Source organism: Mesobacillus jeotgali, assembly GCF_031759225.1.
GTDB lineage: Bacteria > Bacillota > Bacilli > Bacillales > Cytobacillaceae > Mesobacillus > Mesobacillus jeotgali_B.
In genome coordinates, this window is record NZ_CP134494.1 from 2,079,321 (window position 1) to 2,094,434 (window position 15,114).

The window sequence follows — 15,114 nt, forward strand, 5'->3', positions numbered from 1 at the left end:
AAAAAAGGCGGGATTCCTGTGAACGATTGTTTTATCTGTAATAAGCATAGTGGCACTATCGAAACTTCTGGCGTGAAAATTTTTGAGGATGATTTTGTGTATGTTGGTCATATTGATCGGAATGGGAATCCTAACTATTTAGGTCATATTATGATTGATTTAAAAAGGCATGTTCCGACACTTGGAGAGATGAATATGGAGGAGGCGAAAGTGTTCGGAATGATGATGGCTAAATTAAGTAAAGCACTCATGGAGAGCGAAGGTGCTGAACATATCTATGCTTTTGTGTCGGGGGATTCGGTGCCGCACCTTCATATGCACCTGGTTCCTCGCTATCCGGGCACTCCAAAGGAATATTGGGGACCGAATGCGGTGTATGATTGGGAAGGTGCGCCAATGGGTAGCAATGATGATGTGATTGCACTTTGTACCCGTATTAAGACATATTTAGAGAATCAGCTCCATGGCTAAGCAGAGCGGGGAGTTTTGCTGGGTAGGGAACCAGGAACACTTTGTTGATCAGCCAGACGTTTCTCAGATTGGTAAAATCGTAGTTGGGCGTTATGGAGGCAATTCGAGAGCTGGACAGTATAAGAATGAAGATGGATGTCTGGTGTGGTTCAATGAACAGCAAGATTGGGAGTTTACAATCTTGCTTGATGCACATAATACTGCGGAAAGTGCAGAATTGATTATTAAGCAAATCGAAAGTGCGGAGCTTGAAATAAAGCAAACTTTGTCCAAGCCGACAAATCAACTGACTTTTAAAAAGCTAGAAGAAAAGATAATAAGCCTTTTTCAATCTGAAGAATTTTTACTAGCTTGCCGAAATGTTACAGGTGAGACAGCTTGTTTAATAGTCGCGCGGAAGGATCAATATGTATGGTGGTTTTCAGTTGGTGATTGTGTGCTCTATTTATTTCACGAGGAACTTGCTGCAATGGGTCAGTATCAGTTAAACCAGAGACAATTTTATGAATGGATTGGCGAGGTCAATACGTTTGAATTGGATGTTCCTTGTTACAGTGTTGGAATAAGGGAATTAAGAACAGGAAAGAATCGTATTTTCCTGACGACAGATGGGTTGATTGAATGTCCAAATGAACCTTACGCAAACCCTGCGAGCATTTATCATTCCTTTCCTGATATTGAAGAGGATGAAAGCATCATTACTTCCATGTTAGAGACGATAAAGAGTAACCATGTCAGGGACAGCACGACGATCCTTAGCTGGAATGTGAATGTTTTTAAGGAAGCCACCAGGCCTAGTGATCAATAGAATCTTTTAATCAAAATTATCATAGTACTTATTTCTAAGTTTTTTGGTGAGAGAATAATAGTTGTCTATCTAAAAGTTTAATTAAACAGAAATAAAAGGGATGAGAAATATTGAAGGTAGAGTACTTTATAGGTATTGTTCCACCAGAAGAATATTTATCAAAAATAGTTCAGTTCCAAAGTAAATGGGTTAAGCAATTAGGTGTTGAACCTCATATAACATTGAAAGCGCAAGGGGGATTAACTCCTGACAAGACGTGGATAGACAAGGTTAAAAGAGTCTGTGAGAACTTCAAGCGTTTTCAAGTATCATTAGGTAAGCCAAGATATTTTGGTGATAACATTTTATATTTGAGTGTTGACTCAAATGAATTACACCATTTGCATCAAAAAATAGTGAATGAGATCTCACCATCTGATGAGTTAATTAAACAGTATTTTGAGCTAGACGCCTTTGTACCTCACTTAACTCTGGGGAAGGAACATAACGGTGTAAACATTTCTTCTGGCCTTTCCAAAAATCAACTTAAAGAAATGGAGAGAACAGCAGATCTTGAATTAGCACCATATCCCAAATTCGAAGTGAGTTTTATTAGGGTTTATGAATTAAATAATAAAAAACGAAGATATGAAAATTTTATAGATATCTCATTAACCAATTGACCTTATATAAAGGTCTTTTTGTATTTATCTCAATCTCCTTTCTTAATACTTTGCGAAAAATATAAAAAACTGGTACGATTTAATCGTACACGATTTAATTATTCCGAGGAGTGATTATAGATGAAAACTGTTTATGATTTTACCGTTAAAAAGACGAATGGAGATACTGAATCTTTAAGAGACTATGAAGGAAAACCATTGCTGATTGTCAATACGGCTAGTAAATGTGGTTTGACGCCTCAATTTAAAGGGCTTCAGGAAATGTATGATGAATACAAGGAACAAGGTTTGGAGATTTTGGGTTTCCCGTGCGGCCAGTTCAATAATCAGGAGTTTGATAATATCGAGGAGACGACCGAGTTTTGCCAGTTGAACTATGGTGTGTCATTCCCGATGTTCGCGAAAATAGATGTGAACGGCGCGAAAGCTGATCCTCTTTTTGCCTTTTTAAAAGAACAAAAAGGTGGAGTGCTGACGAAGGATATCAAATGGAATTTCACAAAGTTCCTTGTTGATCGGAAAGGACAGGTGGTTAAACGATACGCGCCAACTACCGAGCCGGAAAAAATCAAGAGTGACCTTGATAATTTACTCTAAGCATTGTGAAGGATGAGTTATTTGAAGGATTTTTTAACATTGGAAAATCAGTTGTGCTTTGCGGTTTATGACGCGGGAAGCCAGTTTACCAAACTTTATACGAAAGCCCTGGAGTCTTTTGGGCTCACTTATCCGCAATATTTGGCTTTATTGGCATTGTGGGAGAAGGATGGTCTTACACTTAAGGAACTGGGGAAAAGGTTAAATCTCGGCACCGGCACTTTGACTCCGATGATCAAACGGATGGAAGCCAATGGATGGGTGAAAAGGGAGCGTTCCACTGAGGATGAACGGAAGGTTTCCATCACCCTTCTCCCTAAAGCGATTGAGCAAAAGGAAGAGATTGTACAGAAGATTGCCGCAGAATTGAAGCTGTGCAATATTGAGTATGAAGAGTATGAGCAGCTGATGAAGCAATTAAGTGTCTTGCGGGGGAAGTTGAACACGTATAACCGGTCTTGAGAAGGACAGGGTGATTACATATTTAAAGAGTAATCACCTTTTTTTATTTTTTGATCGGATAAATTGGTTATTTTACTTTATGTTCCGCAATGAAAGATTGCCTGCAGGATGAGTCTGAAGATTTTTTTGTTCCCAAAAACGGACAAACCTGATATTATATTAGAAAAATAATACACGATCGCTTAATCTTTTGAGCGGGGGAACCAATTGTTACTTTTTTTAAAGTAATCGGGGTGAATCCTTAACAGGTAGGGTACTCTCAAAACCCGAACCCGGCAGCTAACCTCGTAGGCGTGTTGAGAGGAAAACACTGCATCATGCACAGTGGTTTTTGCCTCTGTGTATTTTTTATTGCCTTTTTTTGGAATTAGTTAATCTGGAGGTCATCTTAATGAAATTATCTACCAAAATTATCATAGCCCTGATAGCCGGAGGAATCACTGGGCTGCTGATCAATCTGATCGCGCCAGGCATTTTTCCGCAATTAGATCAGTTTGTATTCACGCCGCTGGGAAAAATCTTTTTAAACCTTATCAATATGCTCGTAGTACCAATTGTTTTCTTTTCTATTACACTCGGAACCGCGGGACTTGGCGATCCGAAAAAGCTTGGCAGGATTGGGCTTAAAACCATCTCGTATTTCCTTATGACTACAACTCTTGCCATCATCATCGGCATCTCTCTAGGCTTTATATTACAGCCTGGTAATGTCGGCACTTTTGACACTTCCAATGCCGACTTCAAGTCAGAGGAAGCTCCACCGGTCTCTGATACACTGTTAAATATTATTCCTACAAATCCTTTCGCAGCCTTTGCAGAAGGAAACATGCTCCAAATCATCACCTTCTCCGTCTTTGTCGGCTTCGCCTTGACCATGTTAGGCGAAAAAACTAAAGGGATACTGAATCTAGTTGAACAAGGGAATGACTTGTTAATGTACCTTGTCAACCTGGTGATGAAGTTTGCACCATACGGAACATTTGGGCTGATTGTTTCAGCAGTGGGCAGCCAGGGACTCGATGCCATTAAAGCCATGGGCCTTTATATGTTTGTTGTCCTGCTGGCTCTTCTGGTTCATTCCATTTTCGTTTACGGATCTTCAGTGGCACTGATAGCAAAGAAAAGCCCTGTATGGTTCTTTAAAGGGTTTGGCCCTGCGATGGGCGTTGCCTTCAGTACTTCGAGCAGCAATGCTACCTTGCCTATTTCCATGAGCACCGCACAGAAAAATTTAAAAGTCCCTGAGTCGATCAGCAGCTTCGTCCAACCGCTCGGCGCGACAATCAACATGGACGGTACGGCCATCATGCAAGGTGTAGCGACGATTTTTATCGCACAGGTATTTAACGTGGACCTAACCTTCACCCAACTGATCACGGTTGTCCTTACAGCTGTTCTGGCCAGCATCGGAACCGCAGGTGTTCCGGGAGTGGGATTGATCATGTTAGCTATGGTCCTCCAATCCGTTAACCTGCCGGTTGAAGGGATTGCCCTTATCATCGGAATCGACCGCCTGCTTGACATGACTCGCACCGCCGTGAACATTACCGGCGATGCTGCCTGTGCCGTGGTAGTAGCAGAGACCGAAGCAAAAAGAGAAGCTAGAAAAGCATAACAAAGGGAGCCGGTGAAGATTGTAAGTATTCCGGTTCAAAAATTAATGTATTAGCAAGCGGATTTTTCATGATTCGCTTGTTTCTTTGTATAGAAAATTTTACTAATTATTATTGAAGAAAATAGAAACGGATTTAGCCCTCCTAATCCACTAGCTACATATTAATGTCTATTAATCTATCCAACTAATGTTTTGACAGGTAACAGAAACCGTTCCCATTTGACTTGTGCTTTTTTTGCTTAAAGTTCAATTAGTTCACCGTTTTTCCATTGACAAAAAATTAGCACAAGTATTATATTAGAAGTCCTGCCAACTTTTCGTTGGCGTAAAGGGGACTGTGAAAAGTTCATTCTTGTGGGAAAGGGAATGATGACATGAACAAAGAACAATTAGTGGAAAGTGCGCGTCAGACGAAAAAGAATGCGTATGCGCCTTACTCCAAATTTCCTGTAGGAGCAGCTTTGCTGCTAAAAGATGGCACCGTTTACAACGGAGTGAATGTAGAAAATGTATCATTTGGTGCGACGAACTGCGCGGAAAGGACAGCTATTTTTACAGCTGTGGCGAATGGTTACAAAAAAGGTGACTTCGCGGCGATCGCCGTCTCTGGGGATACGGCCGACTTCCTCCCGCCTTGCAGCATCTGCAGGCAGGTGATGGCTGAATTCTGCTCACCTGATATGCCGGTGTACCTAACGAATGACAAAGAAGAGATCCGGGAACTGGCTTTAAAAGAATTACTGCCATATGCATTCACGGACTTAGATATGTAAAGATTACTTGAATAGTATGAGAGCATGTTTTGATGATTATATCAGGGCGTGCTCTTTTTATTTTTTGGCTGTGAAAGATAAACGGACATTTTCTGTTTAAATATAAAATGCACCTTGTTTTCTTTGAAATAAGGGGCGTTTTTCCGGTTATTTCAATCAAAACATTGGTTTTTGACATTTAATGGAGTTAATCGGAATTTGTACGCTTATTTCTGCTTCAAAAGTACCCTCTATCTACAATAGCGGGAATTTCTTCGGTTATGAAAGGTTTGGGAGGAATCTTTGTGCTGGGCTGGTTTTTCTTTGTAAAGTCGGCTTTACAAAATGTAAAGTTAAGTATACAATTGATTTATCAGAAAATGGGGGGATTTAGTAGCTGGGCTTTTTTTTACCCATGAATGTTCAGTTTACTTTACAAAAAGTAAAATCGAGCATGCATTCGTATTGTGAAAGGTATGGTGTTTGAGAATTATGGGACTTACCAATCGTGTGAAAGAATTGAGAGCGAAGCATCGTTTTACACAGAACGATTTGGCTGAGAGGGCTGACGTGACAAGGCAGACAATCGTTGCTTTGGAAAAGGGGAGTTATATACCGTCCTTGTTGCTGGCGATGAAAATCGCTGCTGTGTTTCAGCTGCCAATCGAAGAGATCTTTTTTATGGAGGATGAGGGATAATGAATCAAAAATTTCTTATGTCAGTCGGGATTTTCGTGTTGTTTGCATGGGCCATGATAGCTTTTTATTATGCGCAAATGGATTTTGCGGAAGTGATCAAGAATCCAGAGCCACCATGGGAAGTGACCATCAATGCTACTCCTATTTTTGCCGCCTTAGTGCTCGGTGGAATTTTGTCAGCGATTTTGTTCATGAAGAGTAAAAGGAAAAACAAGTCCATTGCCAAGTCCTTCTTTTTGCCGCCTGAGTTTGAAGAAAGTGACGAGAGAGAACAAGAAATTACGGCCAAAGCATGCAGAGCTTCCTATGTCACGATGTGGTATACATTCCCGCTCCTGACTGCCCTCATGCTGCTCTATCCATTCATCTCAGAATCGGTTCCTTATTATCCAGTCATTATCATCATGCTGTTTCCGCTTGTCCAATCCACTGCCTATTTCCTTTCATGGAAAAAACATTATTAGATTGAATAGCAATACCTCTTTAGCGCAGGCATCTCCCTGTGCTTTTTCTCTATTTACAGCTGGTTAATTATGGGTTATTATTATGTCATACGATATATCGTGATACATAATATCGAGAGACATAATATTACTTTTAATAAAATGAAGGGGTGTTTTCGATGGCGTATTCTGGAGGGCCGATGACGGAAGCGATGTATTATGTGCTGCTGGCATTGATGCGGCCGAATCATGGGTACCAGCTGATGCAGGCGATAACGGAGGTCTCGAATGGCCGAGTGAATATGGGGCCGGGTACGCTTTATGGAGTCCTTTCACGGATGCAGAAGGATGGTCTGATTTCCTTAGCCGAGAATGATGGCAGAAGGAAGACTTATGAGATTACACTGGAAGGGAAACAAGCGCTCCGAACTGAGTATGACCGCCTTAAAGCTTTGATCCATGACAGCTGGATTCTAGAGGAGGATGCTGGAAATGAATAGATCGGTCTATAAGCTCCGCCCCAGTGATTTTGGAGAATCGGAGAGCATGAAAGCTGGTTTACTGATATGGCGGCCCAGGGACTTTTTCTGAAAAAGATGGGCATCCATTTTGCCAGGTTCGAACAGGGTGAACCGCGGGATATGAGGTATAGAATTGATGTTTCCTCGAAGAGAAGGATTTCTATTGAGCAAATAGAGATGTACCGGGAAAGTGGATGGGATTATGTGACAAGCTACGGTCAGTTTCACGTATTTTCATCACCGGCCGAGCTGGATGCTCCAGAACTTCATACAGACCCAGCTGAGCAGGTTTATACATTAAAGGGATTGGATAAAAAGCTGGCGTGGAATGCGGGGAGCGCGATTATTGGGATGGTTTTGATGATTGGCATGATGGCTTCCATTTGGTTTCTCGATGGAACTCCTACATACGTCATGGTAGATGGGGCCATGATTACGCAGACAATATTAACCCTATTCATCGCCTATACCGCCTATCATTCATTACGTGCAACCTTATCAATCAGGGATTTGCGCAAAAATCTCGTCGAGGGGAAATCGATTGACCATCAAGCGTCATGGAAAAATCATCATCGAATCCATACGGCAGCTGCTTTACTTTTTACAGTGGTGGTTGGATTGTGTGCTATCATTCCGTTTATACAGATTGCAAAAATGGAGACGAATACCTTGCCTGAAGGAAGTGTGGATTTGCCAATTGTCAGGCTGGCAGATGTAGAAAATCACCCGGATCTGATTCGACCAGAAGCTGAGTATATGAGTGACAATGTGGACTGGGGCAATCGAGTATCATCTGAATGGAGTCTGTTGGCACCTGTTAAATATGAATCATATGAAAATGGAGTGGTTCCTGGCAAGCTGTGGGAGGATCTCAGCGGTGAATATTCACCGGGTATTCAAACAGAATATTATCAGCTCAGGTTCCCATCGATGGCAAAAAACCTCGTTTGGGATTTAGTGGAACGATATCTTTATGAAAACAGCCTCGATGAATATGTTGAAAAGAAGCACCCAGACTTAGATTTACTGGTTGTCCATGAAGAAGAAGAGATGAGTGAAGTATTTGCTGCAAAAGGGGACGAAGTCATGTATGTGCGTTATCATGGATACGCCGATATCAGCTCGGTGATTGAAAATGTGGTTGAGAAGATTGATTGAGTTTCAGATTGAGAGGGAGGGATAAGGATGAAAGTAAATGCAACCTATCTTATGCGATTGGCAGGATTAATCATCCTGATCTTTGGCGGCACTTTGGTTATTGTCTATTCCCAAACCGGTGAAGTTTTAATGGATCAGCTAATTGGAACTTCCATCGGGGTGGTTCTGTTGATCGGCAGCTTCATTTGGAGAATGGTGAAGAAACCTGAATGATACTTTGAGAGGACCTGTGTCTGGATGAGCCTATCCAGCTTAAGTTCCCGGTTTTCTGCTATTGGCCAGAGACGGAGAACATATCCAGGTTTTATGTGCCCGGTTTTTTGCTATTGGCCAGAGACGGGGAACATACCGGGGTTATATGTGCCCGGTTTTCTACTATTGGCCAGAGACGGGGAACATATACGGGATTTATGTGCCCGGTTTTCTACTATTGTCCAGAGACGGGGAACATATACGGGATTTATGTGCCCGGTTTTCTGCTATTGTCCAGAGACGGGGAACATACCGGGTTTGTATGTGCCCGGTCTTCTGCTATTGGCCAGAGACGGAGAACATATCCAGGTTTTATGTGCCCGGTTTCTTGCTATAGGCCAGAGACGGGGAACATACCGGGTTTGTATGTGCCCGGTCTTCTGCTATTGTCCAGAGACGGGGAACATATACGGGATTTATGTGCCCGGATTTCTACTATTGTCCAGAGACGGGGAACATATACGGGATTTATGTGCCCGGTTTTCTACTATTGTCCAGAGACGGGGAACATACCGGGGTTATATGTGCCCGGTTTTCTGCTATTGTCCAGAGACGGGGAACATATAGGAGTTTTATGTGCCTAGTTTTATACTCCTGTTCGTAAACGGGGCATAAATTGGATACGATTTCTAAAGAGAGTATATCGGATTAGCTTTAGGGGGTAAGGATTTATCCAACTATTCTTATTGCTGTTTGGTTTTGCGGTTGGAGCATTCATTTTGTCCTATTTACCGCTCATTGCGAAGCATTTACATAAGAGTACAAAACAGAATGAAGTGATCATTAAGCTTTTAGGAAAAAAGATTGTTAGAGACGATGAAAGATAACCAAAAAAGAGCAGTAATTTACGCACCAAACGTAAATACTGCTCTTTTTCATATTGAAAAGAATGAGATCCTGTGGTAACTTTATATAGATGTGCATTTATTGATTAAAAATTAAGATATTATTATCCTTATTTTAATTATACAATGCAATCGAGACGGTAGTCAACTCTTTTCTCAAAAAAATTTAGGGGTGTTGCTATGAGTATGGATCTTCAGCGTGAGCAAAAGCGATTGAACAGTGTGATGGAGTCTATTATGGGTGAAATCGACAGGGTGGAGGAAGAAACTTCGAAGCGAAAAAATGAGGTCATCCATATCCGGAAACACTTTTGGGATGAAGTGAAGGTCAATACGGATACCTTTGATGATTTTCTTGAAACAATTATCGGTTTGAGGCAGGAGGCACAGGCTCTGTCGGTAAGCCAGAGTACACACAGACACTCTTCAAAGCGCTTGGCCACATTGCGACGAATGAAAGAAATCCCCTATTTTGGCCGGATCGATTTTACGGAAAACGGTTCTACAGCCCCAGAACAAATCTATATTGGTATTTCCTCGCTTACCGATGCAAGGGGCGAAAATTTCCTGATCTATGATTGGAGGGCTCCAGTCTCTAGTGTTTATTACGATTACCAGCCTGGACCTGCGAAATATCAAACACCTGGAGGCATCATTGAAGGCAATCTCGAGAAAAAGTGGCAATATCTTATCCGTGGCGGCGTTTTGCAGTCGATGTTCGATACGAGCCTGACGATTGGTGATGAGATTTTGCAGGAGGTGCTCGGCAAAGGAACGGATAAACATATGCATAACATCGTCGCGACAATTCAGCAGGAACAGAACCGGATCATCCGCCAAGACAGCGGGAGACTGCTCATTGTTCACGGTGCGGCCGGCAGCGGCAAAACATCGGCTGCCATGCAGCGTATTGCTTATTTGCTCTACAAATACCGGGACCAACTGGATGCCGACCAAATCATCCTTTTCTCTCCGAATACGATGTTCAGCAGTTATGTATCCAATGTTTTACCGGAACTTGGTGAGGAGAATATGCAGCAGGCCACATTCCAGGAATATCTCGATCATCGGCTGGGCAAGGAATTCGACGTAGAAAATCCATATGAGCAATTGGAATATGTTTTAACAGCTAAGGGTGACGAGCCGTATAAAGCCAGGGTAGCGGGAATACAATTCAAAGCTTCCATTCATTTTTTTGAAGCGATTCAGTCATACAGGAAGTCGCTCGAAGTGTCTGGAATGGTTTTCAAGAACATTCGTTTCAGAGGAGATGCGATTGTCACTGCCCAGCAGATACAAGACCATTTTTACAGCAGTGATCCAACGCTCAGTTTTCATAGCCGTCTTGAAAAAATGAGAGATTGGCTTTTGAAGCAAATTGTTGAGACTGAGAAGGTTGAACAGGATAAAGAGTGGGTCCAGGAAGAAATCGAACTGCTTAGCGATGAGGAGTATCATAAGGCACATGCCTATCTGGCGAAAAAAAGTGGATATGCAGGAGAGTCGATTCCTGATTATGAAATCGAGGCTGATGCATTGGCTAGACTGATTATTAGGAAGAAGTTTAATCCATTGCGTAAAATGATCAAGGCTTATCGTTTCATAAACATCAAGGGAATCTACAGGCAGCTTTTTACCGAGAGCAACCTAATGGAGCAAGTACCAGAGGAATGGCAGGAAATTTGCTTATACACTGTAAAGATGTTGGACGAAAGGAAGCTGTATTATGAGGACGCCACTCCGTTTCTGCTTTTAAAAGAGCTGATTCTGGGCTTTCAGATCAACAGCTCGATCAAACATATTGTCGTGGATGAGGCGCAGGATTATTCTCCTTTTCAATTCGAGTTTTTGAAGCGATTATTCCCTGCTGCAAAGATGACTGTCCTCGGTGATTTTAACCAGGCAATCTTCGCCCATGCTAGAGAAATGGTCGATTTTCACACCCTCACCAGCCTGTACGGTCAGGATAAAACAGAAGTGATCAACATGTCCCGGAGTTACCGTTCCACAAAACCGATTATTGAATTTACACGTTCACTTATTCCTAACGGTGAAACGATTATACCTTTTGAGCGCGACGGTGAGCGACCGGTCCTGACTCAATTGGCTAATCACGAGGAACTGCATAGAAGAATTGCTGACAAGGTCGAGCAATTGCGGAGTTTAGGGTCCCATAGTATAGCGATCATCTGCAAATCAGCAGAGGAAAGTTCAACCGCATATGAAGATTTATCAAATATTGATGGAATCAAACTGGTGAAAAGCAGTTCGCTAGAATACGAGCAAGGAGTAGTCGTGATCCCGTCCTATTTATCCAAGGGGATTGAATTCGATGCTGTCATTATTTATGACACATCAGAGAATGTGTATGCTGATGAAAGCCTGCGCAGACTGTTCTATACTGCCTGCACGAGAGCGATGCATCATTTGCAGCTTTATAGTGTCGGGGAACCCAGTCCGTTTTTGCGAAAAGGGTTGAGTGAAGGGTTGATTGAAGCGTAAATGAGGTGAAACAGTGGTGTTTGGTAATTATGAATTTGATCTGATGATCAAGGAGATTGATGTTCACACACCGCTTGTTGTCATGATGTGCGGTGTGGCTGGTTCCGGGAAAAAAGCATTTTCAAAAATGCTGGAAAGGGAAGGTTTCGTCAGGCTTTCGATAGACGAAGGAGCGGTACTGGTCTGGTAAGCCTGGAGTTATCAGATTTAGTTGATTCTATTTTGCTAGTGGATTATTCAAAGCAGATGTCCGTCAAAAAATTGTGTGTGCTGGTGAAGCCTCAACATATTATAGCTAAAAAAGAGCAGTTTTTACGTCTGAAAACGTAGACCACTGCTCTTTTTCACATTGAAACTAAAGATTATTCTTTATGGTTGACCATTTGAGGAGGCTCTTCAGTCCATCCCTTTTTAATCATTATTTTCGCACCTTTATGGGCATATTCAAATATATCTTTTGTGAAGATGGACATTTTTGCAGGCAGATCATTGCGTAAACTAAAAGCTGTGCCGAGGGAGTTGCTTCCCAGGGAGAAACTGCAAAACAGACTTGTACAATACATCATTAACTTATCGGAGAATGGAGCGACTGTGGAACGCGTTGCATTTCCTCCTGGTGTTTGTGGAACAGGAAGTCCGTCTTGAATCATTAATTCACTAATTTCTTTGATGATACCCTTAGCCAGTTCAGCCCCTTCATGAAAGAATTTTTTTACCTGGTTATCGTGGGCGCATTGTGCAAACCCCAAAATCATTTGGAGGCCTGTAAGATTTGCTTCGATCCCTTTATGAAGATGCGCGACTTCGACTGTGTTTAATGTCCTCTTCTGGCTTAGTGGATTAAGGGTACTTGCACTTAAATAGTCTTTATTTTTAACAAACTCTACTGACTTCGGCATTGAAACGAAAGGAGTCCTGACAAGAAGCCCTTTCTCTAGCAGATACTGCGAACAAATCCGATAATACTTCTGTGTAAGGGCCGTAAGATCTTCAAAAAGAATATTGATGTCTTCCCTGAACGTCATCGTCAGGTTTAAAGCATGAAGTCCCATGCTTATTTGCTTTAATAAACGTACAAACATAATGTCAAAACCGTTATCGTATAGTTTTGGAACATCCTTATTGACATCTTGAGCGGTGTAACCAACTGGAATAACGGCCCCTTCCTGTTCATAAATGGTTATTATTTTACCAACATAAAGCTCAAGATCGCTATGTAAACTAGTCATGATCTCTTTTGCTTTTTCGTCATCAGCTTTCTCTATAAAATACTCCAGCATTCTTAAGATCATCGTTTTTTCCTGATAAGTGAGCCATAATGTCCCTAATTCAGAAGATGTTATAGGCGCTTTTTCTGGCATTGATGTTCCTCCTGGTTTTTTTTTATGTTGTGCAGAATGCCTGAATTTGATTCGTAAAGCCCGGAACAGTTCAATAGCTCAGACATACAACGCTTGTTAAACTAATTGAAAATAAAATCGTTAAAAATCTGTTTTATTTACCTTGTTTTCGTGTTACGGTAAAATGAGAATATACGTTCGTGTTGAGAGGTGTTAAGTTTGCTGAAGAACAAGAAAGACGTCATAAATTTATTTCAATCAGACAAAAATATGATGAAAATCATACATACAGCAGGTACTCTTGATTTGCCTGACTGGTGGATTTGTGCCGGCTTTGTCCGGTCGAACATCTGGGACACGCTGCATGGTTTCAAGGAGCGCACGATGACTCCTGATGTTGATGTGATTTATTATGATCCCGCCCACATTGATGAAGACTATGAAAAGAAACTTGAAAACGAGTTAAAAAGCCTAATGCCTGAGATTCCCTGGTCTGTTAAAAATCAGGCGAGGATGCATGTTGTTAATCAGATTCCGCCTTACACTTCTTCGGAAGATGCCATTTCGAAATTCCCGGAAACAGCGACAGCACTTGGTGTGAAGCTCGACAAGGAAGACAAACTAGTCCTGACGGCACCATGTGGGCTGGAGGATGTCCTCCATATGGAAATAAAGCCGACTCCTTTTTTTACAGAAACGAAAGAGCGTGCTGCCATTTACGAGGAGCGGCTGACCAAGAAAAATTGGGCAGCTAAATGGCCAAAGGTGAAAGTACATCATATAGCATTACTTTCCCAGTAAGAATCCCATTTCGAACAGATCTGCGAAGTATATTTCCTGAAACTTTTTATTCAGGATTCCCGTATAGTAGGCGAGCGGATTTTTAACCTTTAGACCAGATTTCATTTTACGGATGAGCTGTTTAAAAGAATCCATGGAGACGGCCAGAATGGTATCTGTCTCGTTCTCCTGGTTGTTTTTGTAGGCGGCAATTGCCGTCATCCTCCAAAATTCCTCGATAGACTTTGCTTCCGGAAAAAAATATTTAGCCAATTCAATAAATGGCTTTGGAATCCGATCACTTACGAAAAAATGGTCTTCAGGCTCCTTGGTGGAGGCTGTTTCTTCACGTTTATTGTTTTTAATAGTTTTAGTTTCAGAAAGAATAATGGTTTTATTATGGTGGTTCATTTTTTCCTTCTTGGGTGGTTCACCATTAGGAAAACGATTGAAAACATATAGATTGCTGGATTGAGAACCATTTTTGCGTTCTGTTTCATGAACAGTGAAAATTCCAAGACGGCTTGCTTTGATGATCATTCTTTTAAAAGTGGAACGGGAAATCCCAAGCTCGTTGTATTCCTCATGTATCGCCTTCAGCACCGTGCCGATCTTCGCATTGCTTACACCCGGAATTTTAGCAGCAAATCGGGCAAGCCTTTTTAAGCCTACTAGCTCTCCTTTTGAAAAATCATGTTTATGTACTGCAAGCCACATCTCCAAATGACGATTGAACTCCTCCAGCGAACCGAATTGCGAATATTCCTCGAACCCCTCAATGACCCCTGATTTAATTGTCATCATTTTGCACCGCCCTTTCACTGTCTATATATCTTTGGACAGGCAAAAAGGACAGGGTGGGGAGGGGAATATTGTGGCAGTATTGTGACGGATTTTTTGGGGAGTGTCTCTATCCTTTTAGTTAGGTGGAGACAGAAAACCAGAAATGTCTACACTATTAATCAAAGGAGGTGAGAAGTATGGAAAAACAAATACTAGATATCTCTTTAAGTATGCAGAAGGATCCAAGTGATGTAAAAGAAGACATTAGCACTATGAAAGTTGATAAGATGAATGTAAAAGAAGATGTAATTGCGTTGAAAGGTGATGTAATGAACTTACAGAATAGCGTTGAAGCCATTCAAGCCGACATTAAAGAAGTCAAAGCAACGGTTGACCGAATTGAAGCCACAAACTAAAGATGTGG

18 protein-coding genes and 1 riboswitch are annotated in these 15,114 nt (G+C 41.7%); of the genes, 16 read left to right on the forward strand and 2 right to left on the reverse strand.

The window, feature by feature from the left end:
• Positions 1–18 precede the first annotated feature (18 nt).
• The 14 genes from RH061_RS10355 to RH061_RS10420 all read left to right on the forward strand — a co-directional run bounded on the left by RH061_RS10355 (position 19) and on the right by RH061_RS10420 (position 11,977).
• Positions 19–471 (forward strand): HIT family protein, encoded by a 453-nt coding sequence (locus RH061_RS10355; RefSeq protein WP_311075855.1) that lies wholly within the window; start codon positions 19–21, stop codon positions 469–471.
• On the forward strand, positions 464–1,279 hold the full coding sequence (locus RH061_RS10360; protein WP_311075857.1) for a PP2C family serine/threonine-protein phosphatase: 816 nt from the start codon (positions 464–466) through the stop codon (positions 1,277–1,279). Before RH061_RS10355 ends, RH061_RS10360 begins: the two co-directional genes overlap by 8 nt.
• Before the next feature lie 110 nt (positions 1,280–1,389).
• Positions 1,390–1,941, forward strand: a complete 552-nt coding sequence (locus RH061_RS10365) for a 2'-5' RNA ligase family protein (RefSeq protein WP_311075859.1) — start codon at positions 1,390–1,392, stop codon at positions 1,939–1,941.
• Positions 1,942–2,061: 120 nt separating this feature from the next.
• A complete protein-coding gene (locus RH061_RS10370) occupies positions 2,062–2,538 on the forward strand; it encodes a glutathione peroxidase (RefSeq protein WP_311075861.1) in 477 nt (158 codons plus the stop codon).
• Between the two features lie 12 nt (positions 2,539–2,550).
• A complete protein-coding gene (locus tag RH061_RS10375) occupies positions 2,551–3,000 on the forward strand; it encodes a MarR family winged helix-turn-helix transcriptional regulator (protein WP_396654870.1) in 450 nt (149 codons plus the stop codon).
• Between the two features lie 169 nt (positions 3,001–3,169).
• A riboswitch (cyclic di-AMP (ydaO/yuaA leader) is annotated at positions 3,170–3,308 on the forward strand.
• A gap of 83 nt (positions 3,309–3,391) precedes the next feature.
• Complete coding sequence (locus RH061_RS10380; RefSeq protein WP_311075863.1) at positions 3,392–4,615, forward strand: dicarboxylate/amino acid:cation symporter; 1,224 nt, start codon at positions 3,392–3,394, stop codon at positions 4,613–4,615.
• A gap of 374 nt (positions 4,616–4,989) precedes the next feature.
• The gene (locus tag RH061_RS10385; RefSeq protein ID WP_311075865.1) at positions 4,990–5,388 is read left to right on the forward strand and encodes a cytidine deaminase; all 399 of its coding nucleotides are present in this window, start codon (positions 4,990–4,992) and stop codon (positions 5,386–5,388) included.
• A 471-nt stretch (positions 5,389–5,859) separates the two neighbouring features.
• Entirely contained in the window at positions 5,860–6,066 is a 207-nt protein-coding gene (locus tag RH061_RS10390; RefSeq protein ID WP_311075867.1) for a helix-turn-helix transcriptional regulator, read from the forward strand.
• On the forward strand, positions 6,066–6,530 hold the full coding sequence (locus tag RH061_RS10395; protein WP_311075868.1) for a hypothetical protein: 465 nt from the start codon (positions 6,066–6,068) through the stop codon (positions 6,528–6,530). The genes RH061_RS10390 and RH061_RS10395 overlap by 1 nt, the downstream gene beginning before the upstream one ends.
• 158 nt (positions 6,531–6,688) lie before the next feature.
• Positions 6,689–7,009 (forward strand): PadR family transcriptional regulator, encoded by a 321-nt coding sequence (locus RH061_RS10400; RefSeq protein WP_311075870.1) that lies wholly within the window; start codon positions 6,689–6,691, stop codon positions 7,007–7,009.
• 66 nt (positions 7,010–7,075) lie between these two features.
• Positions 7,076–8,188 carry a DUF2812 domain-containing protein gene (locus RH061_RS10405; RefSeq protein ID WP_311075871.1) on the forward strand — a complete coding sequence of 371 codons (1,113 nt, stop codon included), beginning with the start codon at positions 7,076–7,078 and terminating at the stop codon, positions 8,186–8,188.
• A gap of 27 nt (positions 8,189–8,215) precedes the next feature.
• Positions 8,216–8,401: a hypothetical protein gene (locus tag RH061_RS10410; RefSeq protein WP_311075872.1), complete on the forward strand. Its 186-nt coding sequence runs from the start codon at positions 8,216–8,218 to the stop codon at positions 8,399–8,401.
• Positions 8,402–9,465: 1,064 nt separating this feature from the next.
• Entirely contained in the window at positions 9,466–11,787 is a 2,322-nt protein-coding gene (gene helD, locus RH061_RS10415) for an RNA polymerase recycling motor HelD (RefSeq protein ID WP_311075873.1), read from the forward strand.
• Positions 11,788–11,803: 16 nt separating this feature from the next.
• Entirely contained in the window at positions 11,804–11,977 is a 174-nt protein-coding gene (locus RH061_RS10420; protein WP_311076520.1) for a hypothetical protein, read from the forward strand.
• Between the two features lie 172 nt (positions 11,978–12,149).
• Here RH061_RS10420 and RH061_RS10425 read toward each other — a convergent pair whose 3' ends face one another.
• Positions 12,150–13,148 (reverse strand): DUF3231 family protein, encoded by a 999-nt coding sequence (locus RH061_RS10425; RefSeq protein WP_311075874.1) that lies wholly within the window; start codon positions 13,146–13,148, stop codon positions 12,150–12,152.
• 249 nt (positions 13,149–13,397) lie between these two features.
• Between RH061_RS10425 and RH061_RS10430 the strand changes: the two genes are divergently transcribed.
• A complete protein-coding gene (locus RH061_RS10430; protein WP_396654892.1) occupies positions 13,398–13,928 on the forward strand; it encodes a nucleotidyltransferase family protein in 531 nt (176 codons plus the stop codon).
• Here the strand turns inward: RH061_RS10430 and RH061_RS10435 are convergent.
• The gene (locus RH061_RS10435; protein WP_311075877.1) at positions 13,914–14,711 is read right to left on the reverse strand and encodes a hypothetical protein; all 798 of its coding nucleotides are present in this window, start codon (positions 14,709–14,711) and stop codon (positions 13,914–13,916) included. The two genes, RH061_RS10430 and RH061_RS10435, sit on opposite strands and share 15 nt — an antisense overlap.
• A gap of 176 nt (positions 14,712–14,887) precedes the next feature.
• Here RH061_RS10435 and RH061_RS10440 point away from each other — a divergent pair, with 176 nt between their 5' ends.
• A complete protein-coding gene (locus tag RH061_RS10440) occupies positions 14,888–15,106 on the forward strand; it encodes a hypothetical protein (RefSeq protein WP_311075879.1) in 219 nt (72 codons plus the stop codon).
• Positions 15,107–15,114: the final 8 nt, after the last annotated feature.